Genomic DNA, 24156 nt, shown 5'->3' on the forward strand with positions numbered 1-24156 from the left:
GCGTACGGGCCGGAGACGGGACGTCGACCCGAGGTCGAATTTCGTCCTGTGCGTAACGGGATGGACTACCTCCTCAGCGCGGTGACGCACCTAACGCAGGACACGCCACCAGGAGACCGAGACCTCAAGTACGCAGTGCTGCATCTGCACGCGGCCACTGAGGTGCTGCTTAAGGCTCGGCTTGCTCGAGTGCATTGGAGCTTGGTCTTTGCCAACCCGGCGAAGGCGACTAAAGCGGCCTTTGACACCGGCGGCTTTTCCAGCGCGACCCTGGACGGGACCATCGAACGCCTCAGCGGCATCGCCGGGATCGACCTCCGCGAGGCTGACCGCCAAGCCATCACCAAGCTTGGCAAAACGAGGAACGCTTTCACCCACTATGGGCATAGGGACACGGCGTACGCGATCGAGGGCCAGGCCATCGACGTGCTCAACTTCCTTCTGGACTTCATTGAGCGCTTCGTTTATGACCGAGAGGCCTCAAGCCAGTTCGGCGAAGAGTATGACCAGACCATGCACAGCATCCGGGAACGCCTCGGTCGCATCGAATCCCTCGTCAAGGACCGCATGCATGGCGTGGCCGCTGAGGTCGGAGAGTTCGCCGACCGCACGGTGCACTGTCCGGCGTGTAGGCAGATGGCCATAGTGGTCGGAGAGCCAGACCTTCGCTGTCGGTTCTGCAACGCCAAATGGGACGCCCCGACAGAGCTGGCAACCCACTACCTGATCGACGTTCTGGGCGTGGATAACGGTGGGCTGGACGACTGCCCCATCTGCAGAGATGAGTCGCGAGACTACGCAAAGGTGGTCGTGCTCGGCGCTGCCACTGCCAGCGACCGGCTCGAGGACGTAGGCGTCTGCTTCTCCTGCGGCCTCAAATTCGTGCCACTTACCAAACCCTCCCCCGTCGACCCAGGAGTAGAGCGATGACCGCAACCGCATGGGACAACCTTCCCGAGATGCTGAGTGTCTCCGGCGGATACGTCGTGTGGAACGTCAGCGAGCTGCTCGCCCTGGCCGGCGCGCGTGCTGCAGGCGCGCGCATCGTCGAGGGAATCGAGAGGGAACTGGCCGCTCACGACGTCGGCCACTTCCCGACGAGCATTCCCCGGAACAAGAACGCTTCCGTGCTGCTCTACAGCAAGACACAGCCCAATTTGGGCTCCATCCTGCATCAGGCAAGGCAGCTCACCGAAGGCCAGATGCCGCCCAACACCACACCGGACGAGCTGATCTTTAGGGTCGGCATGCTGCTCGACATCTACCGGCAGTCGTTCGACAGGGCCGCCAAGAAGGAAGCTGCCCCGGCATGAGCAGCAGCAAGGCGGTGATGACCCCGGACGACGACGAGGTCGTCGACGCCGAGCTTGTCGATGACGGCGAACTGGCGCCTACTGCCCCCATGCCGGCTGGGCGCCCGCTCGTCGACCAGCACACCGTGCTGCGCCCCGGGCAGGCCCTTCCGACCGAGGCTGACCAGGGCCCGAGGTACACCGACCGAGACCTGTACGTATCGGAGAAGACCGCCGCGGCGCTCAAGGAGAGCAGTGGCGATGAGTCCCCGCCCAGGAAGACCGCCATGCGCCTATTCGAGGCTTGGTGTGCGAAGCACGGGCGGGTGGCCAAACCGTGCACGACAGCGACGTTCACGGAGTACGGCCAACACCTGATGGACCGCAACCTCAAGGTGTCGACGATCCGGAACTACATGAGCCTGATCCGGACGTCGATGCCTGCGGGCAAGCAGCCGGACAACAGCCTGTACCTGCAGCTCCTCGCGGCTTACCGGCGGAAGAACAAGCGGGCCAGTCGGAGGAAGCAGGCGTTCCCCATCACCATGCCGTACCTGGTGCCGATGATGCTCAAGGCCGAGGAAGACGGCCGGGCGATCGGCATCCGCGACGCCGCTATGTTCGCGTTCGGCTATCGCTTCCTCGGGCGAAGCATCGAAGACGTCGACCTCGACATCGAGGACATCAAGGTCCTCGACGACCGAATCGTGGTGTGGCTGGTCGCGGACAAGACGCACAAGACCGAGGAGCAGACGATCACGCTCCACGACCGGCCGGACCTCAACCTGGTTCCCAGGATGCGACGTTGGCTCGCCCATCTCGCGGCACAAGGCGTTACCACCGGTCCTCTGTTCCGGCACCTGCTGAAAAACGGGAAGCTCGCGCCACGCACTCGGGCTACCAATCGCGAGGACTACCTGCGCGGCCACGTCGTCAACGAGCGGGTGAAGCATTGGTTCGCAGCGGCCGGGCTGGTCACCAACGGGCAGCCGGTGACGTCCCACGGTCTGCGTGCCGGCGGCGCCACCGACCTTGCCCAAGCCGAAGCCACGGACCAGGAACTCGAGGAGGCCGGACGCTGGGCCAAGGGCTCGCCCATCCCGCGCCGCGACTATGTCCGCCCCGTCAAGGACGCCAAGCACGACCCGTTCAGCAAGATCCCCGTGTACGCCCCCGAGAGGACAGCCCCCTCATGAACGACCACAGCGAAGATCCGCAAGCCGGACCCGAGAATCTGGATGAAGCCTCGGAGGCCGCCGGCTAGGACGACGACGGTACCTCCGACGGGCTCCCGGCATAGCCAGACTGCTACTCCTCCTTACGGCAGCGGCATTGCGCCGCGAAGCGCTCGCGATTGGTGGGCGTGTCCATCAACGTGGCGTGGACAGCGATGTCCTTCAGCGTGACGCTTTCCCAGTCGCTCAACTCTGCGAAGTGCGCGAGGGCGTCCACGAGTGCCTCTGCGGAGACCTTGTCGGCGAACGGCTCTGGCGGGTCCTGCGTTGCGCGGCCTGCAGCAGCGACCGCGTGCCTGAGCCAGTGCACAGGGTAGAGCGGGCATTCCTTGCGGTGATCCACGAGTGCGCCTCTCATCTCTTGCAGCGCCGATGGAAGAGACGTTGTGGCACTGCGCGCATGATGTTCTCACTCGCCTACGACACACCAACCTCGGCAAAACATTTGAAAGAACGTTCTTACAATTGAGGTAAGTAATGGACACAGTTAGGTACGCGGTTTTCATTGACGCCAGGCATGCGGCGCGCCTTTCGGCAATCCGGAAGAAGGGTTCTCGGGCGGCAAGTGAGCGCGCCTGGGAATTGGCGGACCAGGGAATGCGGCCCGTCGATGCTCGGCTGGAGGCTCGGCGTCAGTGCCGTGAGCTGTGGCCGCCTCTTGGCGTGCTGGTGGCGCGCGCGGTCGAGCAGCGGCTGAGCGAGCCGGACCTCGCCGGCCCGTGGCCGCCACTGACCACTCGGGAGGAGGAGTTCATGAGCCTGTCGGGCCGATGGCCGAGCAGGAACTACGTCGGCACGTTGGTGAAGCGTGCCTACGATGTGCCGTCTGACCTGCTACTTAGGATGCGGGCCGCGTCGTACCGGGTCAGCGAGGGGCCGCTCGCCGAACTCGAGGACCGAGGGCTGACCTTCGCTCGCCTAGATCTGTCGGACGAGGACCAGGAGCTGCGGGACGCCCTGGTGGACAAGGTCTTTCCAGTGCCGCGGATCGTCCGGGAGGCGCTGGAAAATTTCGGGCCCTGGCTGCGGCCGGATGCGACGGAGGCCGGAGAATTGTAAGAACGTTCTTAGAAGTATTCCGGCTCGCGCGCACACTTCTAATGGCCTGCAAATTCCGACCTGCGGCGGTTCTGAATAACTTGAATTTCCGCCGGGGAGCGGGCTAAATATGGGTGAGTCGATTTCACCGTTGGAGGTTGTCGTGCCTGCCTACGTTTCACCGCTCCCTGGACTGCCGCGCTACACCAACTGGGCTGACGTGCCGGCCGGTCTGTTCACCAAGACGCAGCTCGCAGGCCTGGACCCGGCACGTAAGCCGGGCGGTGCGCCGGTCGGGCAGGTGCTGTACCACGGGAACTCCTACGCGCCTCTGTATCCGCTGGACGAGGCGGTGGAGAAGCGCGCGTGCTCGCCGGCGCAGCGCGAGGTCCTGGACCGTGCCCGCGCGCTGCAGTACGTGTGCCGCCGCTGCAGCACGGAGCGGGACTACGCCCTGGGCCGGGGACGCTGGTGCGAGCCCTGCTCGTACGCCGCGGCGCTGTACGCCAACCACGCCAGTGCCCAGCAGTTCGCCCACGAGATCGTCACCAGTCCCGCCGCGGCGCTCGTCGTGGTGGCGGGCGGCCCCGGCGAGTACGCGCAGCCGGAGACCGTCGCCGTGCTCCGTGTCCACGACCAGGAGCTGCTGCACGCGGGCCCGGCCGGGGCGTACGGCACGGTGGAGCGTGGGGCCGTACTCGACCGGCTCGACGCTCTCCTCGATGGCCAGCGCATCGTCCACGAGACCGACATGGGGCCGGTCAGCCGCTACCCGCACATGCTCGTCACGCCGCCTGGAGAGCACCTGAGCAGTGCACGCGCCCACCTCCACTCCTGGTTGAGCCCGTACCGCGAGAGCAGCGAGAAAGCGGCCTACGTCTCGCGCCTGTGGCGGCACTGGTTCGCCTGGACCCGCGATGAGTGGTCCACCGTCGCCGACGAGCCCAGGGGCCACGAGCCCGGTATCCGGACGATCGCCTGGGATCGCAGCGCGTCCGCCGTCGACGACGCCCACACCGTGGCCGCGCTCCTGCAGCGGATCGCGGAGGGCACCGAGCCGGTGTGGGAGCGGGCACGTTGGGTCGAAGACGGGCACGGCAAACCGGACTTGGGTCAGGGCCGCCGGCGTACGACCGCGGAGGTGGGGATCTGATGTCGCAGATTCGGCTCATGGACTCCGACCCGGGCAAGGCGGAGCGGACCGCGGCTGCGGTGGAGCGGGCGCTGCAGGCCTCGGGCGAGGTGGTGGTCGGCAACGTGGCGGTGGTGCCGAACAAGCGGGGGCCGGGCGCCCGGGTCTACATGGAGGTGCTGTTGCTGGAGGCGCGGCCGGGTGGTGCCCGCGACGTCGACGACCAGGAGGTGACTCTCGAACGGAACGACGCAGCTCCACAGCCGCGCCGCCGACGGACGACGCTCCCTCGTGGAGCGCGTCCCTGACCTCCCATGTTGGACGTCTCCAACACCCGCCAGGGACACCGTCCCTGGCGGTTTTTGTGTCCCGGGGATGCCGCACAACCCATCGCATCACATCTCATCCCAACTCATCACAGTGATGAGATGTGATGCGATGCAATGGGATCGAATCCATGTGGTACAACTCGGGCACCGAACTTCCCCAGCGACCAGGAGAGCGAAGTTCATGAGCGATCCCACCCCCGAAGCTCCGGCCGGGGCGAGCGCGGCACAGGTGACGTGCAAGTTCCCTGGATGCGGGGAACCGCGAGAGCCGAAGAAGGACCCCTCTGCCCCGGGGCCGGCGCCGGAATACTGTGCCCGCGACGACCACAACGCCGGCACCGCCTGGCGGGCCAAGCGTCGGGCCGAGTCCGCGGGCAAGGCCGGCGCCGTGGAGGAGCTGGTCCCCGACAAGCCCGTCACTGCCTCCGCGGCCGACGCGGTCAACGTTCGTGAACAGGTGATCCTCAAGGTCGACGGGTTGCGCGCCGACCTCGAGCGCTACGTCGGTCTCCTGCAGACCGTCACGGACCCGGAGGCGGCCGAGGCCCAGGTGCTGGCGGTGGAGAGCGAAGCCCACACCCGGGTCGCGCAGGCCGAAGCCCGCGCCGACCAGGAACGCACTCGCCGGATCACCGCAGATCAGGCGAAGGAAGCGGCCGAGAACGAGAAGGACGCCGCCGACCAGGCCGCCGAGCAGATGTTGGAGGAGCTGGAGGCCGCCCGCACGGAGTTTGCCGCCGAGACCGAGCGGATCACCTCCGCAGCCGACATGCAGGTTGCCGCGGCGCAGGCCTCCGTGGTGGAGGCGCGCGCGGACGCCGCGCGGCGCGTCGAGCAGGCCAACCGGGACACTGAAGTGCACGTCAACGCTGCCCGCCAGGGCGCGGCCGACGAGATCGCCGCGATCCGGGCGCTCACGGCTGAGGAAGTCCGGGCGGCCGAGGACCGCGCAGCGCAGGCGCAGGTCGAGGCGGAGCGCCAGGTCGCGGAGATGACCCGAACGCTGGAGGACGCGCAGACGTCCGCGGCGGCCCGGGTCGACGAGGCACAGGCGAAGGCCGAGGAGGCCAACGAGCGGGCCCGCGCCGCCGATGAGGCCGCGCGGCAGGCACGCCGGGACGCTGAGGCCATGGTGAGCGCGGCGAAGGATGCGGCCGAGGTGGTCCGTGCCGGCCTGCAGTCCGAGCTGGAGCGCACCACCAAGCGGCTGGAGGGCCAGGAGACCCGGGTCGACGAGCTGCGCAATGAGCTGGACGCGGTGAAGGAGCAGCTCCGCGAGGCGCAGGAGCAGGCACGTACGGCTGAACGCGCCCTTCATGCGAAGGATGCCGACGCGTAGTTGCCGCAGGTGCCGCCGACCGTCACAGCAAGGGGCCGCCATCGCAGGATGGCGGCCCCTCGGGTTTCACTTCTGTGTGTCAGGAGCGGTTCTTCTCGAGCTCCACGTACACCTGCTCGATCAGGTTCTCGGGGGTCTCTTCCAGGTAGTTCACAGCGGTGGCCAACAGGAGCGTGCCGATTCGGGCGTTGGCGTGCGCGATGTGGGCCGTCACCTCGGTGAGTTCGTTCCAGCCCTGCACGGCCTTCTCCACGTCGCCGCTCTCCATGCCCGACCGGAATGTGGCCTCCGCGGCGTCCAGCAGATCCTGGTACGGCGCGGTGACCGTTTCTCCGGCGTGTGCGCCACCGGCCTTCGAGTGGTTGTAGAGGTTGACCAGGACGGCGCCGGCGCGACGGTCGTAGTCCCTGTACTCGTTGTCAGAGGTACCCATGTGGCGGAGCCTACGGGGCACCACTGACACTCAGGGCGCGGCAGCGGAGCGAGGGTAGTTGGCACAGGACAGTCGTTCCCGCGCTACGGTGAACGGCGGGCCCGATACTGCCCCCCGTCGGTATCGGGCCCTTCTGTGTTCCCGTGATCAGGCGGATGTCTCTGTCTCGGTGCGCCTACGGATCCGGGCCCACAAGGTGGGGCTGGGCTCCAGGTACCTGCGAACGGCTCGGTTGAACTCCTCGAGCGCCTCGTCCATCCGCGTCTTGCGCCTCTTGTCCTTGGTGTCGATTGCTACGGCGACAACTTTCTGGGCGGCGGTGGCAACCGCGGTGTCCGAGTGCCGTACCAGGGGCGCAGCGGCTGTAGCGAGGCGCATCACGGGCTCACGAAGCGTCATCGCGAACTGTTTCCCGGCCAGGCGCTCCCTGCCGATGAACTCTCCGGCATCACTCAGGCCGGCCGCGATGCCAGGCCAATCGGATCTCCCGCCCTTCCCGAATAGCCGTCCCTGCCCGATCAAGCCCGCCAGGAAGATGGTCCGGAGTTGCTCAAGCGGCCGATCCCAGAGGAGATAGCCGGCCGCTTCGGCTCCCTGCAGGTCTCCGGCCGCGATCGTCAGCGCATCGGCCTGGACGCGTAGGAGCGCCTTCTCTGCTTCACGGTCGGAGCGGATCTGGGCGCGCTTGGTCAGTCCCCACGTGATGAGCGCGATGATGCCGGCGTTGACCAGGTCGAAGACCTTGTCCGCGTACGCGGTGTGCCGGTGAAAGAAGTCCATCAGTGTTTGCACGTGGGCACTTTGATGGCCGAATGCGGCATGTCCGGCGGTCGTTGCCGACCTGGTGCGGAACGCGGACTCGATCGTTACGGGGCGTCGTCGGCCGCGTAGTCGTGCCGGATGGGGGCGGTGTCCCGGGCGACGAGGGTATCGACGGCCTGCTCGAGGGCGGCGAGGAACGGATCCTGTGCGGCGTCGAGGACCGCGGTGAGCATGAACTCCTCGACGCTCTTTCCGGCGGTCGCTGCGGCGCGCTGCACCTGGTCCTGCTGGGCGGCCGTGAGGGGCACTGCCAGGGCCTGAGCGTGGGCAACGGTCATGCGGGGACGGTATCAGCGCCCTGGCGGCCGTCAGGCGCGTTCTCGGGCTGCCTGGCGCTGTGCGAGGAGCGTGCGGCGCATCGTCTCCCAGCGGGTCGGGGCCAGTTCGTGCTCCGGGACGTCCTGGGCGTCCTGCTGGACCTGGATGGCGTCGGCGATCTTCTTGTACCAGCGGGAGATGCCGCGGCGGTGGATCGGGACGCCGGAGTCGGGGTTGGGGTAGACCGACAGCCACAGGTGGGTGGGCACGCCCCCGCCCAGGCGGGGGATCAGGACCTTGCGGAGCTTGAGCCACTCGGCCAGGTGGGTGGCGGTGTCCTCGCTGAGGTGCACGGTCTCGGGCTCCGGCATCCGGCCGCGCAGTCCGCCCTGTGGCTGCCGGATGATGCGCAGCGTGCGGGTGTCGTCGGTCAGGACGAGGTCGGACAGGCGCATCGACTCCAGCTCGCCCAGGCGGGGCAGGGTGTCGCGCATGACGCTCCACATGGCCAGGCCGCGCACGATGGCGTCGGGGCGGCGGTCTGACGGCCACTTGCCGGCCTCGGCCTCCAGGTATTTGGTGATCATTTCGGCGAACTGCGGGGAGACCGTCGGGCGGGGCGTGCTCGGCGGTACGGCGGGCGTCTCGAACGGGAGCTTCGCCTGGCGGGCGAGCGCCTCGAGGCAGTAGATCCGGATGCGCTCGGACGCGGCGACGCTGGTGGGGTCGGTGGAGACGGTGGGCATGCTGCGCAGGTGCCCGCCGCGGCCGAGGAGGAGGTAGGCGTCGACGGCCGCGGGCGCGAGGAGTTCGGCCAGGGAGTCGCCGGCGGTCTCGGTGAGGCCGAGGGGTAGGGCGAGGGCCAGTTCCGTGGCGACCCATTCGAGCTGCTGCAGGCGGGAGTCCGAGACGACGTCCTTGGCGGTGCGGTTGACCGTGCGGAACACGTCGAGGACGCGCTCCAGCTCGGTGAGGGCCGTGGCGGGCGAGGGCACGGCGGTCAGCGCGGCGGGCGTCGGGCGGTCGGCTTGGGCGCCGGCCAGGAGGGGGGCGGACGGACTCATAGCCCTAGAGTGTGCCTGCTTTGCAGCCGTTTTGCGGGCCCGGGGTGTACACCTGTTGGAAGTGATGTAGTGGGCGCGGGAGTTGCGACCTGGTCCAGTCGGTGGACGCGCGCTAGTTCAGCAGGCCTCGGCGGCGCGGCGGGTTGATCGGCTCGGGCTCGTACAGGGCCAGGAGCACGGCTTCGGCGCGGTCGGGGCTTTTCATGCCGCGGGCCTTCATGACCTTCTTCGACTCGATCTGGGTGTAGCCGCCGGTGTTCGACAGCAGCTTCGGCGTGGAGAGCTGGATGCCGGCGTGGCGGTCGACGCGCAGGCGGAGCCGGCCGGTGCCCGTCGACGGGTCGGGCTGGAGCAGCGCGCGCGTGGCGAGCCACATCTCGTCGCGTTTGCGGTACGGCCGCATGATGGCGCCCGGGTCGTCCTGCAGCGGGGACTCCGACACCATGACGCCGACGATCTGCGCCTTGTGGGTGCCGTTCTCGCCCCATACCTCGAGCATGCTCGTCGCGCCGTGGCCGATGCCGTTCTTGTCGATCTTGACGCGCACCGGGTGGTGGGAGCCGATCGCCTTGGCCAGGCGCTGCGCCTGTTTGATCTCGTCGAGGATCTTCTCGGCGACCTTGACCTGGTTGGCGTTGTCGGCGCCGCTGGAGTGGTGGCGGTGCTCGACGGCGTCGCCGACGACGCGGTAGATGGTGAACTCATCGCCTCCGTCAGCGGCGACGTCGACGCCGAGGCGGATCCAGGAGCCTTCCCGCACGGTGTGGGTGGCGGTCTCTCCCTCGAGGCCGAGGTCGCACAGGCGGTGCCAGCCGGGACCGGTGGGGTCGTCGTTGTTCTGGGCGTCCTCGACCCAGGTGGTCGGGATGGCCAGGTTGCCGCCGCCCTTGGGGAACCGCGCGTGGACCTTCGCGATCACGTACGGGTGGTCGTCGCCGTACTCGCGGACCGTGCGGTTGACCCAGTCCATGTCGGGCAGGTGCGTCGCGAGCGAGTGCGCCGGCACTCCGGTGGCGCAATCGTTGCAGTAGGGGACGCGCTCCTTGGTGATCGCGGGGCTGTCGAACGTGGCGATGGGGATCGTGACCGTCGACGGTTCCTCCGGGTCTTCGCCTTCCTCGCAGAGGGTCTCGAACCAGCTCCGCGGGTCATCCATCGCTGGGTTGCCGATCGCCAGCATGCGGGCGTCACCGGTCAGCAAGTTGTTCGTGCCGTTGCCGATGCCGCGGGCGATACCTCCGGCCTCGTCGACGACGATGAGGAGCTTGGGCGTGCCGTGGATGCCCTGCATGGCGGCCTCGTCGCCCTCGGGGGCGGTGAAGCCGTAGGCGACGATGACGTCGTTGCCCCACTCGTCGGGGATCTTCCACTGCGTGGTGTCGCAGTATCCGGGGAGGCCTGCGCGGGCGACGGTCTTGCGGATGTGTGGCCAGAGCTGGTTGCGGACCTGCCGGAAGCGGGTCGCGGTGGTGACGATGACCATGGTCCCGGGCGGGTTCACGGCCCCGGCCCACGCGACCAGGCGGCCCGCGATCCAGGTCTTGCCGACACCGAAGCCGGCGGGGACCGCGATCCGCTTGTGGAACGGGACGGCGTCGACGATGTCGCGCTGCCGGCTCCAGATGGACTCCCCCAACACGTCTTCGATGAACCCGGACGGGGTGTCGTGCCAGAGTCCGTACAGGGAGCCGGTGGCCCGCTGGACTTCCCGCAGGACGTGGGGGCGCTCCCGGCCGGTGATCTCGTGCTTGAAGGCGTGGCGGCGGGCGCTGGCGGGCGCCCTGAGCAGGATGTCGGCGACGTTCGCGGCGTCGCGGGAGGTGACGCCGGGCTGACGTCCGTTCCGCAGCTCACGGGCCGGAGGGACCACGCGGGAGCGCGGGGGCGGCGGGGGCGGCGTGCGGGACATGACCGGGACGGTGCAGCGCGCCGGGCGCTTGTGTCGCGGTCTGGCCGGGGCCCATGCCCAGACCCCGGCCAAACCGCGGGCCAACCGGCGCAGACCCGGTGACCAGCCATCGGTCCCGCGTCCTGCGTCGGAGTCTCAGTCCGGCTCCGCCACGGAGGAGAGCCGGCCGCACCCTGTAGTACGTCGGCCGCCGGAGTTCGTTACAGCGGTGGCTGGGCGGAAACCGCCGCGGTCCAGCACGCGTCGGTGCACTCGTGCTCCGGGGAGCCGATGCCGTCGGCGTCGATCACCGACCAGTCGTCGATCTGCTGCAGCGCCTGCAGGTACCACCGGCCCTTGTCGGTCAGCCACGATCCGTTGAGCGTGAACCCGTGGTCGATGAGGCCGACGTTCTCGAGCATGGTCAGCACCAGGTGGAACGCGCCCTCGGTGCCGATGAGCGCGACTACTTCGGCGCGGGGGTGCTCGTGGAACGGGGCCAGGGCGAGGAGGTCACGGACGAGGACCCGGGCCGTGTCCGGGTCCCCGCAGGCGCACATGCCCAGCTCGTCCCAGAACAGCCTGTGCACGTGGCTGAGGGCGCCTCCGGAGAGTGTCATGCCGCAGCCGCGGCCGGGACGGGCTGCTCCTGGCCCTGGTGGGCGCGGTGACGGGCGAGGACAGCTTCGCGGGCCTCCTGCTCGACCTGCGTACGCCGCAGCGCCTCGATGATGATGCGGGTTTCCGCGTCGACGACCTGGCGCTCCTCGGCGGAAAGTTGGTACCAGGGCGTGGCCGTGACCCCGGCCGCGGCCAGGACCTCCCGGCGGGCCTCGTAGAAGTTCCGGGACAGCGCGGGCAGCGAGGGCATGTTCGTCGTCACGGTGAGAGGAACGCCGCCGGCCGGATTCTGTGACACCGGCGCCCGGCGGCACTGGTGGCGGTGAATGCAGGACCCCTCCCTGGTCGGCACTTTCGGCCAGAGGACGACGACTTGCGGGGCTTGGACCCTGGCGTGGTGTCGTCCTGCTGGCCGCCCGGAGGTACCGGGGGGCTCCCTGGGAGGGGACCCGTGTCCAACGATCGCAACACCACCGCCATAGCCGTGCTGGTCGCCGTGTTCGCCGTGGCGCTCGCCGTGGCTCGCCCGCACCTGATCCCGGCTCTTGGCGTCGGCCTGGCCGCGTTCATGGCCGCCATGGCGTACCTCAAGCTGTGACGGCCCGGCAGGCGCCCGGTCGCGCGAGAACGGCAGCGCGGCCGGGCGGCCGGCCCGCTTGTGATCATCGCGGGAAGCTCCTCGAGGCGGACACCCCGCCGATGCCTGAGCGAAGCGAGGGCATCGGAAGCTACTTCATGGGAGTGCGTGATCTTGTTACTAAAGGGGCCTGTTCTACCGGGACCCGGTTCGCCGGGATCCGGGTGTCCGGGCCCCGGTTCACCGGAAGACGGTTTTTCAGGCCCCGGTGACCGGAGCCTGAAAAACCGGCCCCGGTGGTTCGGGGCCGGTTCAGGTGGGACAACGCTGCAGGTCAGTGCTCGCGGCGCCGGCGGGCGGCTGCCCAGTGCTGCCAGATCAGTTTGACCGCGACGTTGGCGTGCGCCGCAATCCGCTCGCCGTCCCAGGAGTACGGCTCCTCCGACAGCGCCAGGGCGGCGTCCTGCATGAACGGCACCGCGGCGGTCCGGCGAGCGCGCGCCGCGGCGACGATCCGCGCCAGCTCCGGCAGTTTGTCGCCGGCGTCCTCGATCCGGGGAACGCCGGCCGCGGTGGCGACCTTCGCCAGGCCTTCGGCGTCCAGGTCGCCGGGCAGCTCGCCCTTCGGGTCGCCGGTCAGCGCCTTCGCGAGGATCTCCCGGTACGCGTTCTTGTTGACACCGAGGGCTCGCGCCAGGCCCAGCGTGTGCTCGTAGAACCACAGGGAGGCGGTCGCAGCGTTGCGGTCGTCGACGTGCAGAGCGATCTCGGCGTCGGCCTGGCGGATGATCTCGGCGGCCCGCTCCACGCGGTCGTCGGGGCGTGCCAGGGCGCCGAGCTGGTCCTTGACGGCCTGCTCGGCGGTGCGCTTGATGACGTCGTAGTCGGGTACTGCGATCCTGCGGGTCGAGTAGGTGCCAGCCTTGGGCATGGTGGCGTCTCCGTATCGGCGGTGGCGCTGTGGTGCGCCTGGCGGCGGCTGGGGCAACCCCATCCCGTCGCGCTGCCGAGAATGGTACAGCGACAGGTGTGTGCTGTCATGCAGTCGACTCGAGGCGCACATGCCGGCACCGGAGAACCGAGAACGAGACGCCGGCGACGATCAGGACCCAGCCCTGCCCGTCCCATGCCACGGCCTGCCCGGGGAGCGGCTTGCGCGGGGTGTTCGTGGCGGCGATCCGCCCGAAGCCCAGCTTGGGGCCCTGCGGGATCGGCGAGCACAGCAGCATCCACGGGCCCAGGCGCAGGCCTCGCGACCGGCGCAGACGTCGTCTGACGACGATGCGCTTTCTCACTGCTGTACCGCCTTCTTGTTCGCCCGGTACTCGGCCCGGGTCAGCATCGCGAAGAGGAGGAAGGTGCGGGACGCGACCGTGACGTACACGCCGACCCGGCTGTTGCCGGCCGTTGCCCAGCCGGAACTGACCGGCACCGTCCTGCCGGTGCGCCATCCGCCGACCGACCAGCGCCCGAAGTCCTTGAACCAGCTCGTGCCGGCGCGGCTGCCGCACGGTGTCGGGTCGGAGAGCAGGGCGAACAGGCGGCCCAGCACGCAGACCTTGACGGAGCGGGTCCGCCCGTCCACGTTCCGCCCGATGTGCACGCGCCACCGGTGCTTCACAGGATTGGACACCAGGAACCAGTGGTGCGTGAGGGGCAGCGTCCAGTGCCCGCGGGGACGTCGAAACTTCATCGGGTCGTCTTCTCCTTCTGCTTGGCCTTGAACTCCGCCCACTCGGCCCGCGGGAGCAGCGCGAACACGCCGAGGCTCACCCGGCCCACCACGACCTCGAGGCCGCACCGCGGGGCGTCAGGCCCGGGTCCGTGCCGCAGGAACGCCATGGCGAAGATCAGGGGCCGCTCCCACTCCATGACGGGCCACGCGCCCGCCGTGAACCGGCCGACGTCGAAGAACCGGGCCCGCCGCACGCCGTAGTGGCCGAACATCCACAGATCGGCTGCGAGGCAGGCGGCTACGAGCCCGACGTGCGCTCGCCACAGCGAGAGGGCGTAGAAGGCGGCCCACGCCCACCGGGCTAGGCTCCAGAGCCTGCCGGGGGCGGTCATCGGGCAGCTCCCACGGTCGTGGCGCGGACACCGTCCGGGCTGAGCACGTACAGGCGGCCGTCGGGGTACAGCACCTCGACCTCGGCGGGGAGCTGCGGCCGGCGGACCTTCCACCCGGCCTCGTACGACTCCCGCGGGTTGTCCTCGAACCAGCCGTTGCACACGGTGCACGTCAGCAGCAGGTTGTGCGCCTGGTTGATCCACGGCTCCCGGGCGCCGCCCATGCCCCGGTTCACCCGGTGGTGGATGGTCAGGTCCTGCCGGGACGCGCAGCGCACGCAGGCGCCGCCGTCCCGGTCGTAGACGAGGGCCCGCACCACTGGGGTGGGCCCGGTCCGGCGTCGTGCCACGGCACTGGTCTCCGTCCTGCCCCACGCGCCGGGCGGCTGAGTCGCTGCCCAGGGCAGCGCGTGGGACCAGGTCGGGACAGTGGACGGTGGCTGTGCCTTACGTCGCGGGGTCCGCCGGCCGCCATCCCTCGGCGGTGCAGGCCTGGCAGGGGTGAGCGAAGTGGTCGGCGACAGTCCGGGTGTGGCGGCGGGTGGTCCAGGTCAGTGCGACGGAGAAGCGCGGTACGGCCATCCCGAACCCGTCCACGTAGGGCGGCAGGTCCGGGCAGTAGGCCACGGTGGTACGGCCGTTGCTCTTTGCCACGGCGCGCAGCACGCGCAGCCACAGGCCCGGCGGTCGTGAGCCGGCCGGGCCGTAGAACACTTCGGCGGTCTGGGTCACCGTCGAGAAGCAGAATTCGACGGGCAGGCCGACCGTGGACCAGGACCTCCACGTGATCCCGTCGCCCGTGATCCGCCGGTGGTGGACGGACACACCACCGTAGATGTGCTTGAGCGTCATCGCTCGCTCCTGGCGGTCTCGAACGGGAACCGGGCGGTGATCTTGGGGTGGTCGTACCCGTACAGGGCAATGCTGCGCTGCGCCCACTGGGCGTCCGCCATGTGCAGGGCCGGGGAGTGCGGCCGGGGGTCGTGGCAGCCCCGGCACTGCCCGCATGCCTCCCCCGTGATGCTGGGCAGGTCCAAGAGGGACATGCGCATGGCGTAGGTGGACGAGCGCTGCGCCAGGTCCTCGAACCAGGTCCCCGGTTCCTCGTTCGGAGTGCCGACGGCGACGAGCCGGACCGATGAGCTGAGGATCTGCTCGACGGCCTTGCCCTGCACAGGGCGGAGGTTGCCCGCGTCCGACACGACGATCATCGTGTCCGGCGAGTGGATGCCGGCCAGGACCCGCCAGTCGTTGGGCACGGTGAGATAAACCGCCGGGTGGTCGTACGGCACCTTGTTCGCCTGGGAGAGCATGGTCAGGATCTGGTGCAGGTCCTCGCAGGACGTCTTGTGCGGCACGACGACCACCGTCATGCCTTCGTCCTTGGCGCGGACCGCGCGGTGCCACAGAGCCAGGAGCGCCACCTGGTGGCTCTTGCCGGAGCCGAAGCACATGGCCGCAGCGACCCGGGGCGAGGTCACAGTGGCGTCGAGGAGGGCCCGCTGCTGCGCGAACAGGGCCTCGCCGAGGACGTCCTCGGCGAACCCGGACGGGGTGTCGCGCCAGAGCGCGTACGGGGTGCCGTACCGCACCTGGGACATGAGCATCAGCTCGAACACGTCGTAGTCGCCGAGGGCGGACAGAGTCGTACGGCGGAGCGCAGCAGGGTAGCCGCGGAGCTGCTCGAGCTGGACCGCTACGGCTTCGCGGCCGGCGTGCTCGCTCACCACCGCGGCGACGTTGTCCTCGACCGCGGAGCGGGCGCGGTCGGCAAGACGGGCGTACCGGGTCAAGGGCGTGGCAGAGATTGAAGTCATGGCGCGGAACGTAGGGATGGGCCCGCTTACCGTCTCGGTCTGCCGAAGTGCGTAGCCGCCGTTCGGGCTGCGTGGCATGATCGGCTCGTTCCGGGCCCGCCCGGCACTACTCCTCCCGGTGCAACGCCCCCGCATCCAGCGGGGGCGTTGTCGCGTTCCAGAACTACGTGGCGGGCCGCGCCCGATGCCGCCACGACACGGACTCCCCCTGACGCCACCTGGGGTTCACGCCGTGCCGCCACTCCAGGAATCCGACGGTCAGCTCGACCATGTCGCGCTGGATCGCAGCGACCGGCATCTGTTCCGACAGCGGGTCGGGGGCGGCGCCGGGCGGCAGTTCCGGCAGGCCGGTCGCGAAGTAGCCGATCGAACGCTGCTTCGGGCCGTCGGGCACGGGCGGCGACGGCTTCCTGGCGGCGCTGAACAGCAACTCGGGCGCTGCGCCGGTCCACGGGACGCTGGTGTGGAGCGGCGACAGGTCCCGGACGGCGAAGAAGCGGTTGCTGGTCGGGCTGGCCAGGTCCGTGCGGCGGATCAGCGGCGGGACGTGGTGGACACGGCCCGGGACGACCGGCACACCGGAGTGGTGCTGCTGCTCCTGGTCCAGGTAGTCGGCGAGGAAGTCGTGCAGGGGCGCCTTGTCGGTGAGGCTGCCGCCGTACAGCGGCGTCGGCCGCCGCGGGTGCTCGTCGACGCGGCGGGTGAGGGCGCGCATCCACACCCACACGCTGTCTCCCCGGGCGTGGGCGAAGATCAGCTCACCGCCCTCGGCGACGGGCACGACCAGGTGCTGAACATCGGGCATGGGCGGTTCTCCTCCAGGGCGCGGACGAGGCGCGGCCGGGGACCCGGGCGCGCGCAGTGAGCCCGTGTCGGGGGCGGGCTGCGTCCCTGCTGCTGCAGGGCCCGAAGGAGGAGGTCCGACGAGGTGTCTCCCGTACGTCAGGGTAGCGACGCGGGCGGCGGACTCGCAGGCTGATGAGGTGACGTGACGTGGTGCCGGCCGGGGCCTCCGCGTCACGTCACCTCGGCCGGGGTCAGCCGGTGCGGTGAGCGGCGAGCGCCGTCTCCAGCTCGTCGAGGATGGCCACGATGTCGTCGACCTTCACGTAGGCGATGCTGACTGAGCAGGTGCTGTCCTGGTGCACCTTGATCCAGTATTCGGCGTACGTCGACTCGTCCTCGTAGGAGTATTCGCCGGGCTCGGCCTGGGCGAAGCCGGCGGGTCCCTCGTCGAACCAGTCGGTGCCCCAGCACTCCGTCATGGCCGTGCCGAGGACTTCCTTGGGGACGTCCTCGAAGTCGATCGTGGCGCGCCCGTGGTCGTCGAGGCAGACCTTCCCGGAGCCCTCGCCGGGTGTCTTCCAGCGCAGGGTGGGGCCGAAGCACTGGCACTTCTCGGCTGGGGTCAGGGCGGGGAACGCCGCGGCGAACGCGGCCTGGGCCGCCCGTTCATGGACGGTCCAGGCCGCGTGCCAGTCGTGTAGTGCCCTGGTGATGTGTGGCTGCATGGTGGTGCTCCCTACGCCCGCGGCGCGGGGCCGTTCGGGGAGAGCCTCGGGGCGCGTCGCGAGCGCTGCACCGTGTCCGATCGGGCATCCTTGCGTCCGGTTGAGCCGCAGGTCAGAGGGTGAGACGTCGATCACGCCCCGCCTTTCGTCCCATATGTGAGGGACTGTAGGGACTGACCATTTCGAACCTGCGGCATTCCGGGACAGGTCAGTGCAGCACGATCAGCGGGACGCCGTTACGGCGTGGTGCCGCCGACGTCGCTCCCGCCGGCGTTGCCCCCGGTGTCGGAGCCCCCGCCGATCAGGCCGGTGCCACCGTTGCCGCCCCCGCCGGTGACACCCGAGACGCTGGTGCTCGGCGTCGGCGTCGTGTCCACCGGCGGGTCGGTCGGCTCCGGACCCGTCGGCTCCGGACCCGTCGGTGTTGAACTCGGGGTCGAGCTGGGACTCGTCGAGTGCGTCGGCCGCGGGCTGGGCGTCGCACTGTGGGTCGGCTGCGGGCCGGACGTGCCACCGTCGCCGGCACCGCGGCCGAGGACGATACCGGCCATCAGGAACGCAGCGAGGACAGCGACCACCGCGAGCATCAGGAACAGAGCGTTGAGGCGGGCGAAGCCGGGCTTGTCGAACATGAGGGTTCCTTCCAGAGGGAGTTGAAGACCGGCGGAGCGTGCACGGCCGGGTGTGCTTGTGGCGCGCGCTGAGCTACCGGGCCCGCACGACCGGGGCGCGCACGGCGGGAGCGGCCGGAGCCTTCGGGGCGGCCGGGGCCTTCTGCAGGGTCTTCGGCGGCGCGGCCTTCACGGGCGGCACCTTCACCGGCGGGGCCTTGGGCGTCAGGGTCTTCGGGGCGGCCGGAGTGGTCACGGTGCCGCCGTGGGAGTGCGCCGGCGGGACGAGGACCGGCTGCGGGCCGTGCACGCCGTGGTGGCTGACGCCCTGCAGGAGGCAGGGGCGCGGCCCGGCCGGGACGTAGTCGCCCGCCGCGGTGTGCGTGGCCCTGCAGGTGGGGAAGCGCCGGTCGCCGTCGTGCGCGCTGGCCTGGATCGCGGCCAGCATCACGATGACGAACAGGACGCCCAGGGCCACGACACCGGCGAGAACGGCGACGAGGAGGCGGTTGGATCGGTGGTCCACGGCGGAGGCCTTCCAGACGGAGGAGTCGAGGCCGTGGATCGTGGGGGCCAGCGCGGCGTTGTGTCGCGCGCTGCCCGTCGGGCTAGAGCTGCCCGCGGTACAGGATGTCCAGCTCGTCGTCGAGGGCGAGGAGATCGACGTGCATCGAGAAGACCAGCCCGACCCGGATCTTCTCCAGCGCCTCCAGGGCAGCCGCGACGTCCGTGGTCACCCGGATCGTGGGCTTGGCGGGCGGGTCCTGCTCCGGGACGTTGTCCATGTCCCGGAGCATCCCATATGACCCTTCGGCTACAGGTAGATGCCGAGGAACTCCGCGGCGAGCACGCGGCCGTGGCGGTCGTCGTCGACGAGGTAGTCCAGGAGGGCCGTCTCTACGGGGCGGCCGTTCACGACGACGGTGACGACCTCGCCGGGCGCAGCATCCTCGGCGAAGCAGGAGTCCGCGTCGGGGCCGAGGAGCGCGCCGGCGTTGATGACCTTGTAGATGCGGGCGGGACGGATGGGGGTCATGGTCTGCCTCTCGTGAGCGGGCGCCCCGGGGGTGGGGAGCTTCCACCCCTTCCGGCAGCTCTCGCGCCGGGGCGGGCAGCATCGGCGCCTGCGGGAATTTCGGAGAGCGGCCAACCAGCGGTGAGACGGTGCCCGGGTGTCAGGTGGTGCACATGTGCACCACTTTGGGTCGGGGTGACGACAAGCCCGTGCGCGGCCCGGACACGACGGACGCCCGACCGCCGCCGGTGGGCGGGGCCGGGCGCTGGGGCCGGGCAACCTACGTCGCTAGCTCGAACTCCTCGGGGTCAGCCAACATGCCGTCCATCTCGTAGTGCTGGACCATGTAGTCGCGCACCAGGGCCTCGCCGAGGACGCCGAAGAGGCCGGACAGCACGATGGCGGCCATGACCGGGGAGACGACATCGGCGGCCTGCTGAAAAGCGCTGGTGCGGCTACCCTGCCAGGGGTAGGAGCGGCGGAACCCGACGAGGAGACCGGCCTCCGACTCCGTGAGGCGCAGCCCGTCGCTCTCCCGGAACCAGGTGCGGGCCTTGCCGGTGAGGCACCAGGACGGGCCGTCCGCGGAGAAGGCGTTGCCGCCCTTGGCGCGGCCGGTCTTCGGGTCGACGCCACGGACGCCGCGGGTGTTGACGCGCTCCCCGGGCTGCCAGCCGAGCGCCTGCGCCATGGACGTCGCGGGGAGCGGCCGGATGGAACGGGTGCTCGTGGGCGTGCGGCGACGGGAGGCGATCATGTAGACGCGCTTGCGGCGGGACGGCAGGCCGTAATCCGCGGCCTCCCTGACGACGTGGTTGGTGTAGAACCACTCCGCGCACTCGAACTCGATGGTGAGGTCGTCCAGGATCTCCTCGGGCAGGTTGCTGGACTGCTCCATGGCCATCCACTGGATCGGCGCTCCGGCGGCCTGGAGCGCGATCGGCCAGATGGCGACTTCGAGCATGAGCGCGATGCGGGGGTCGCTGACGTCGGCGGCCATCTCGCGGACATCGGCCCAGGTGGCGCCGGAGCGCGGGGCGAAGCCGTCGCCGTAGCAGCCCTTGCCGTCCGCGGCGTTGGGGTCGCAATTGCATTCCCCGTCGTCGTAGTCGTCGTGCATGACGTCGATGGGGATGTACCCGGCGGCCTCGCCGACGTAGGCGATGGCGTGGCCCAGGATCTGGATGTTGCCCTGTTCCAGGCCGGAGAGCTTGCCCGCGGGCGAGAAGGTGGGGCACGGCGGGCTGATGATGACGGCCCGGGTGTGGCGCAGCGCGTAGTGCTCGGGGTCCAGGGTCGTGATGTCGGCGCAGATGCGGCGGTGTCCGGCGGCGCGGGCGGTCGCGCAGGCGTCCTCGGAGATGTCGACTCCGACCGCGTCGACCTTGACGCCGAGCACGGCGGCGATGCCCTCCGACCAGCCGCCGGGGCCCGCGAAAAGTTCGACCACGCGGATCGGGTCGCCCTTGAGGGGCTCAAGGAGCCATTCGGCGGGCCATGGTGCGGCAGCCTCTTCCAGGACCGGGAGAACTTCCTGCGGGACGGGCCTGCCTGCGGCGCGGGCGGTCTGGGCGATCTGTACGGCGAACTTGACCTTGCGGCTCAGCGTGCGCATCTGCGGTGTCCTTCGGTTCGGGCCTTGGTGGCTGCTCTCCACCAACACCACGAATAGTACAGCAATGAGACTCGCTATGGGAATGGCCTGCGAAAACGATCCCTCAGACACCATCCCTGCACCGTCACGCGAGCGGCCCGCCCGGCCGTTCGGACACCCGAGGGCACCGGAACGGCCGGGCGGAAGCGGCGATCAGCAACCGGTGGCGTACACCGCCGGGTCAGTGCCCGCGTCGCCGGCGGCCAGGCGGTCGGGCTGACGGCAGACGTTGAAGTCGCAGGGGGTCCCCGCCTCGAAGTGCCAGCACTGCACCCCCGGGTCCGTGCCTCGGTCGCCGGCGCCCTGGGGGCCGACGACGTCGGGCGTCTCGGGCTGCTGCCAGCCGTGGACATCCCGCAGGTGCTCCACCATCAGGTGCTCCGGGAGCATCTTGGGCGGCGGGCAGTACGGGCACGGCTTGCGGACCTCGACCGCCCCGATCAGGGCCCGCAGCCTGTCCGCCTTCGCGACGCGTTCGGCCTCCGCGGCGTGCTTCCAGTCGTGCATGCCGCAGCCGGCGCACAGCCCGCTGGCCTCGCTCTGGTTCGGCGGCACGTAGCTGTCGCAGACGGTCCCCTCCTCGGCCACGGCCAGGTCCTCGAGCACCTTGCGCCAGCCGGCGAACTGGACCGGGTGGATGGGGTGCGGCGCCAGGTGCCCGGCGACCTGACCGGCGACGACTTCCGTCGTGGAGAACGCGGCCAGCACCTCCCGGAGCGCCGCGGCGACCTGGTCCCGACGGAAGCGGGCGTTGTCGGCTTCCCCGTCGGCCGTCCCGCAACGCCGGGCCCAGTCGTCGCGCTGCGCCTCCATCGCGGCGGCGCGCCCTTCGGCCTCCCGTTCGGCCGCTGTCCGGCGGTCCCGCGCTTCCTGCCCGGCCACCTCCGGCGACAGACCGAAGTACATGCCGAGGACGGTCCACGCCTCTCCCCACGTACGGGCGTTCCGGACCCGGTTCAGCGCGGACTGCGCGGCGTCCGGCGTCTGGGAGCGCAGGCGCAGCGCGGCGGCCGTAGCCTCCCGTGCCTGCTCCTCGGCGGCGACGCGGGCCTTGACCTGGCGGTCCCTGTCGGCCTCCATCTCCCGGGCCTTGCGCTTCCACACAAGTCGGCCGGCGACGAGCTGCTCCATGCGCTGATCGCGGACGTTCATGACGGCGCCGGAGGCGTTCTCCAGGTCGGCCGTGCTCTCGTCAGCCCACTGCCGGATCGCGGCCTCGAACTGTGCGCGCAGGCCTTCGTCGTTCGGGTGCGCCTCGACGCACGACGTGTCCGACCCGGGCCGGTGTGTCCACCCGCCCGCGACGTGGTCGGCCCACTGCACCGGGTCGCCGCAGTACACGCACTGCAGCCTGACCGGCTCGTCGGCCGCGCCGTCGGCGGCCGAGGCCTGCGCGTCCTCGAGCTGCAGCGTGACCTTGTTGAAGGCCTTGAGGGCGGTCGCCAGGTTCGCGTTGAGTGCGTCCCGTTCGGCCTCGAGCCTGCGGATCTCCTGCTCGGCGGCGGCCCGGTGCCGCTCGAGGGCCTGCGTCGACGTCGACGCGGCGTGCCCGGACTCGTCGGCCAGGCGCTGCTCCTCGAGGATGTGCGTGCGCAGTTGGTCGAGCAGCTCCTCCGTCGTGGTGCGGCGCGCGGCTATCGCGGCTTCGCGGGCACGGGAGCGGGTGTGGCGGGCGCGGCTCACTGGGCAATCTCCTTGGTGATGGTGCGGCACGGATGAGCGGGGCGTATGAGAACGCCCAGGGTCACGAGGTGGACGGCGGTGCATGGGCCGGGCGGGCGCGCACCGTGCGGACGGGCACCGGCGGTCCTGTCCGTCCAGTGGTGGAAGCTCCCGCCGGTGCTGGGGCCGCTGTGCCAGAAGCACCCGGCGCGCTGGGTACAGCGGGCGGTGTCGCGCGCTTCGTGCGGGCTGGTCCACGTGGCCGTGCACGGTGGCCCTGGGGGCCGACGACGGCTCACCTGACGGTCTCCTTGGTCACGGTGCGGCACGGGCAGTCGGATGAGCACTGGGGGATGTCGAGGGGGATCAGCCGGCCGGGGTCCGTCGCGGTCGGCTCCGTAGGCGCGCCATGCGGGGTGGCACCGCGAGCCGTGTCGGCCCAGCCCGTGGAGACGCCGTCGGGCCTCTTGTGGCCCTGGTGCCAGCCTCCAGGGCTGTCGCCCTCGGGCTTGACGGCCTCGTCGTAGTGCCCGGCGGGCCGGATGCAGCGCTCTGTGACCGGGTCGCCGTACGGGAACGGGAAGGTGAAGGTGGCGGTGCACAGCGTCCCGGCCGGTGTAGCGGGCTCCGTGGTGACGCTGATGCGCTGGGAGGGGGCGGCGTCCATCCGGAGATCGGCGGGAGTCGGCCGGATGACTCCGTTGCCCAAGACGACGGGGGCAGCCGCGAACTCGGCTTCGGTGATGACCTGGGGGACGGGCACCTTCCACACGGCGGCGATGGCGTGGGCGAGCACGTCCCGGACGGCCTCGGCCCCTTCGGCGCGGGCCTCTGCCATCGCGAGGTCCGCGATCAGCATGGCCCGGTGGCTGTCGTGGATACCGGCCACGGTGTTGGTGATGAACTCGGCCCACTGGCCGATGCGTTCGGTGCCGCCGGGCCCGGACAGGTCGGCGTCCTGGAGGCCCAGGAGCATGACGGGGCGGATCGCGGCGTCGTACTGGGCGCGCATCCCGTCGTCCCGGGTCGGAATCGGGGCGGCGGTCTCCGCGGCCGGTGCCGGTGCGCCGTGCTGCTCCTGCGCGGCCCGGGCCGCGGCCATGAGCGCGTGCCTGCGGCCGACCCCAGCCCATACGGCATCGAACGCGTTGACGGGGCACTCCGGGTGCGGGTGGACTTCCTCGCCGTTCTCCTCGAAGCACCAGCCGCAGTCAAGGAGTCGGGGCGCGCCAACGCGGCCGGCCGGAGCCTCGGCGGGGTCGGTGTGGGGTGTCGCGCCCTCTTCGGTGTCGTTCCACCGGAAGGTCCGCCCGGGTACCGGATAGTCGTCGCCCCGGTGCCAGTAGGCCCACGTCTTCAGGATCGGTCCGCGTTCCTGGTAGTGCCCGGCTGGTTCTTTGCAGGCCAGGATGGTGTTCGGGTCGTCCGGCGCGGGGATGGTGGCGGTGCAGCCGGGCGGGGCCGGGTCAGCGGCGGCGAGCAGGTTGCGGAGCGTGGCGAGCGCGGCGGCCGTCGACGGCGGGCCGTCGTCGCCGGGAAGGATGGACTGCCCCTCTTCCATGACGGCCTGTGCGGTGTAGGCGGCGGCGTCGAGCAGCTCCTCCAGGAGGTCGCGCAGCGCGCTGCGGCCGTTGCCGGTCTCCAGCGGGTGGCCGTACTTCTTGGCGCCGTGGGCGCGGCGTTCGAGGACGGCTGCGGCAACGTTGAGCAGGACGTCGACGCCGCCGGGCTTCGGGAGCGGCTGGTCGCGGTCGGGGTCGCGCACGAGGGACACAGGGATCTCCGGGGAGG

32 protein-coding genes are annotated in these 24156 nt (G+C 70.3%); 8 read left to right on the top strand and 24 right to left on the bottom strand.

Translation table 11 applies throughout. From position 1 onward, the window contains the following. Positions 1-60: 60 nt before the first annotated feature. From ACIP9H_RS33935 to ACIP9H_RS33945, 3 genes are read left to right on the top strand one after another with little or no spacing between them, the layout of a single operon-like run. Complete coding sequence (locus ACIP9H_RS33935) at positions 61-930, top strand: hypothetical protein (RefSeq protein WP_401962847.1); 870 nt, start codon at positions 61-63, stop codon at positions 928-930. Beyond that, positions 927-1313: a hypothetical protein gene (locus ACIP9H_RS33940; RefSeq protein ID WP_401962850.1), complete on the top strand. Its 387-nt coding sequence runs from the start codon at positions 927-929 to the stop codon at positions 1311-1313. Before ACIP9H_RS33935 ends, ACIP9H_RS33940 begins: the two co-directional genes overlap by 4 nt. Next, entirely contained in the window at positions 1310-2488 is a 1179-nt protein-coding gene (locus ACIP9H_RS33945; protein ID WP_401962853.1) for a tyrosine-type recombinase/integrase, read from the top strand. Before ACIP9H_RS33940 ends, ACIP9H_RS33945 begins: the two co-directional genes overlap by 4 nt. Positions 2489-2600: 112 nt before the next feature. On the opposite strand, the gene ACIP9H_RS33950 is transcribed toward ACIP9H_RS33945, so the two are convergent. Continuing rightward, entirely contained in the window at positions 2601-2870 is a 270-nt protein-coding gene (locus ACIP9H_RS33950) for a hypothetical protein (protein WP_401962856.1), read from the bottom strand. 320 nt (positions 2871-3190) lie between these two features. Here ACIP9H_RS33950 and ACIP9H_RS33955 point away from each other — a divergent pair, with 320 nt between their 5' ends. From ACIP9H_RS33955 to ACIP9H_RS33970, 4 genes are all read left to right on the top strand, one after another. Then, the gene (locus tag ACIP9H_RS33955; protein WP_401962859.1) at positions 3191-3586 is read left to right on the top strand and encodes a hypothetical protein; all 396 of its coding nucleotides are present in this window, start codon (positions 3191-3193) and stop codon (positions 3584-3586) included. Between the two features lie 142 nt (positions 3587-3728). Then, the gene (locus ACIP9H_RS33960) at positions 3729-4718 is read left to right on the top strand and encodes a hypothetical protein (protein ID WP_401962862.1); all 990 of its coding nucleotides are present in this window, start codon (positions 3729-3731) and stop codon (positions 4716-4718) included. Further along, the gene (locus tag ACIP9H_RS33965; RefSeq protein ID WP_401962865.1) at positions 4718-5005 is read left to right on the top strand and encodes a hypothetical protein; all 288 of its coding nucleotides are present in this window, start codon (positions 4718-4720) and stop codon (positions 5003-5005) included. The genes ACIP9H_RS33960 and ACIP9H_RS33965 overlap by 1 nt, the downstream gene beginning before the upstream one ends. Before the next feature lie 409 nt (positions 5006-5414). After that, positions 5415-6365 carry a hypothetical protein gene (locus ACIP9H_RS33970; RefSeq protein WP_401962867.1) on the top strand — a complete coding sequence of 317 codons (951 nt, stop codon included), beginning with the start codon at positions 5415-5417 and terminating at the stop codon, positions 6363-6365. A 79-nt stretch (positions 6366-6444) separates the two neighbouring features. Here the strand turns inward: ACIP9H_RS33970 and ACIP9H_RS33975 are convergent, their stop codons facing one another. The 7 genes from ACIP9H_RS33975 to ACIP9H_RS34005 form a co-directional block, all read right to left on the bottom strand. After that, positions 6445-6798 (bottom strand): hypothetical protein, encoded by a 354-nt coding sequence (locus tag ACIP9H_RS33975; protein ID WP_401962870.1) that lies wholly within the window; start codon positions 6796-6798, stop codon positions 6445-6447. 147 nt (positions 6799-6945) lie between these two features. Beyond that, the gene (locus tag ACIP9H_RS33980) at positions 6946-7590 is read right to left on the bottom strand and encodes a hypothetical protein (protein WP_401962873.1); all 645 of its coding nucleotides are present in this window, start codon (positions 7588-7590) and stop codon (positions 6946-6948) included. Between the two features lie 74 nt (positions 7591-7664). Then, positions 7665-7898 (bottom strand): DUF1778 domain-containing protein, encoded by a 234-nt coding sequence (locus tag ACIP9H_RS33985; RefSeq protein ID WP_401962876.1) that lies wholly within the window; start codon positions 7896-7898, stop codon positions 7665-7667. 30 nt (positions 7899-7928) lie between these two features. Continuing rightward, on the bottom strand, positions 7929-8942 hold the full coding sequence (locus ACIP9H_RS33990) for a hypothetical protein (protein ID WP_401962879.1): 1014 nt from the start codon (positions 8940-8942) through the stop codon (positions 7929-7931). A gap of 112 nt (positions 8943-9054) precedes the next feature. Continuing rightward, positions 9055-10851, bottom strand: a complete 1797-nt coding sequence (locus ACIP9H_RS33995; RefSeq protein ID WP_401962882.1) for a hypothetical protein — start codon at positions 10849-10851, stop codon at positions 9055-9057. A 200-nt stretch (positions 10852-11051) separates the two neighbouring features. Next, positions 11052-11450, bottom strand: coding sequence for a hypothetical protein (locus tag ACIP9H_RS34000; RefSeq protein WP_401962884.1), 399 nt, complete (start codon positions 11448-11450; stop codon positions 11052-11054). Further along, on the bottom strand, positions 11447-11713 hold the full coding sequence (locus ACIP9H_RS34005) for a hypothetical protein (RefSeq protein ID WP_401962887.1): 267 nt from the start codon (positions 11711-11713) through the stop codon (positions 11447-11449). The genes ACIP9H_RS34000 and ACIP9H_RS34005 overlap by 4 nt, the downstream gene beginning before the upstream one ends. Before the next feature lie 189 nt (positions 11714-11902). Here ACIP9H_RS34005 and ACIP9H_RS34010 point away from each other — a divergent pair, with 189 nt between their 5' ends. Continuing rightward, a complete protein-coding gene (locus tag ACIP9H_RS34010; RefSeq protein ID WP_401962888.1) occupies positions 11903-12049 on the top strand; it encodes a hypothetical protein in 147 nt (48 codons plus the stop codon). A gap of 313 nt (positions 12050-12362) precedes the next feature. Here ACIP9H_RS34010 and ACIP9H_RS34015 read toward each other — a convergent pair whose 3' ends face one another. The 16 genes from ACIP9H_RS34015 to ACIP9H_RS34090 all read right to left on the bottom strand — a co-directional run bounded on the left by ACIP9H_RS34015 (position 12363) and on the right by ACIP9H_RS34090 (position 24139). Next, entirely contained in the window at positions 12363-12959 is a 597-nt protein-coding gene (locus ACIP9H_RS34015) for a hypothetical protein (RefSeq protein ID WP_401962890.1), read from the bottom strand. 106 nt (positions 12960-13065) lie between these two features. Beyond that, a complete protein-coding gene (locus ACIP9H_RS34020) occupies positions 13066-13323 on the bottom strand; it encodes a hypothetical protein (protein ID WP_401962893.1) in 258 nt (85 codons plus the stop codon). Continuing rightward, a complete protein-coding gene (locus tag ACIP9H_RS34025) occupies positions 13320-13721 on the bottom strand; it encodes a hypothetical protein (protein ID WP_401962895.1) in 402 nt (133 codons plus the stop codon). Before ACIP9H_RS34025 ends, ACIP9H_RS34020 begins: the two co-directional genes overlap by 4 nt. Further along, positions 13718-14095: a hypothetical protein gene (locus ACIP9H_RS34030; RefSeq protein WP_401962898.1), complete on the bottom strand. Its 378-nt coding sequence runs from the start codon at positions 14093-14095 to the stop codon at positions 13718-13720. Before ACIP9H_RS34030 ends, ACIP9H_RS34025 begins: the two co-directional genes overlap by 4 nt. Next, positions 14092-14445: an HNH endonuclease signature motif containing protein gene (locus ACIP9H_RS34035; RefSeq protein WP_401962901.1), complete on the bottom strand. Its 354-nt coding sequence runs from the start codon at positions 14443-14445 to the stop codon at positions 14092-14094. Before ACIP9H_RS34035 ends, ACIP9H_RS34030 begins: the two co-directional genes overlap by 4 nt. Positions 14446-14542: 97 nt before the next feature. Beyond that, positions 14543-14947, bottom strand: a complete 405-nt coding sequence (locus ACIP9H_RS34040; protein WP_401962903.1) for a hypothetical protein — start codon at positions 14945-14947, stop codon at positions 14543-14545. Beyond that, positions 14944-15912, bottom strand: a complete 969-nt coding sequence (locus ACIP9H_RS34045) for a hypothetical protein (protein WP_401962906.1) — start codon at positions 15910-15912, stop codon at positions 14944-14946. Before ACIP9H_RS34045 ends, ACIP9H_RS34040 begins: the two co-directional genes overlap by 4 nt. A gap of 163 nt (positions 15913-16075) precedes the next feature. Then, a complete protein-coding gene (locus tag ACIP9H_RS34050) occupies positions 16076-16717 on the bottom strand; it encodes a hypothetical protein (RefSeq protein ID WP_401962909.1) in 642 nt (213 codons plus the stop codon). A 232-nt stretch (positions 16718-16949) separates the two neighbouring features. After that, a complete protein-coding gene (locus ACIP9H_RS34055; protein ID WP_401962911.1) occupies positions 16950-17423 on the bottom strand; it encodes a hypothetical protein in 474 nt (157 codons plus the stop codon). Positions 17424-17659: 236 nt separating this feature from the next. After that, positions 17660-18055 (bottom strand): hypothetical protein, encoded by a 396-nt coding sequence (locus tag ACIP9H_RS34060; RefSeq protein ID WP_401962914.1) that lies wholly within the window; start codon positions 18053-18055, stop codon positions 17660-17662. Positions 18056-18128: 73 nt separating this feature from the next. Further along, a complete protein-coding gene (locus ACIP9H_RS34065; RefSeq protein WP_401962917.1) occupies positions 18129-18560 on the bottom strand; it encodes a hypothetical protein in 432 nt (143 codons plus the stop codon). Between the two features lie 82 nt (positions 18561-18642). Beyond that, positions 18643-18819 (bottom strand): hypothetical protein, encoded by a 177-nt coding sequence (locus ACIP9H_RS34070; RefSeq protein ID WP_401962920.1) that lies wholly within the window; start codon positions 18817-18819, stop codon positions 18643-18645. 29 nt (positions 18820-18848) lie between these two features. Next, positions 18849-19070, bottom strand: a complete 222-nt coding sequence (locus ACIP9H_RS34075; protein ID WP_401962922.1) for a hypothetical protein — start codon at positions 19068-19070, stop codon at positions 18849-18851. Between the two features lie 259 nt (positions 19071-19329). Continuing rightward, complete coding sequence (locus tag ACIP9H_RS34080; RefSeq protein ID WP_401962923.1) at positions 19330-20664, bottom strand: DNA cytosine methyltransferase; 1335 nt, start codon at positions 20662-20664, stop codon at positions 19330-19332. A gap of 192 nt (positions 20665-20856) precedes the next feature. After that, positions 20857-22386 carry a hypothetical protein gene (locus ACIP9H_RS34085; protein ID WP_401962926.1) on the bottom strand — a complete coding sequence of 510 codons (1530 nt, stop codon included), beginning with the start codon at positions 22384-22386 and terminating at the stop codon, positions 20857-20859. A 274-nt stretch (positions 22387-22660) separates the two neighbouring features. Further along, positions 22661-24139, bottom strand: a complete 1479-nt coding sequence (locus tag ACIP9H_RS34090) for a hypothetical protein (RefSeq protein WP_401962929.1) — start codon at positions 24137-24139, stop codon at positions 22661-22663. Positions 24140-24156: the final 17 nt, after the last annotated feature.

The organism is Streptomyces sp. NPDC088732 (assembly GCF_044751205.1).
GTDB lineage: Bacteria > Actinomycetota > Actinomycetes > Streptomycetales > Streptomycetaceae > Actinacidiphila.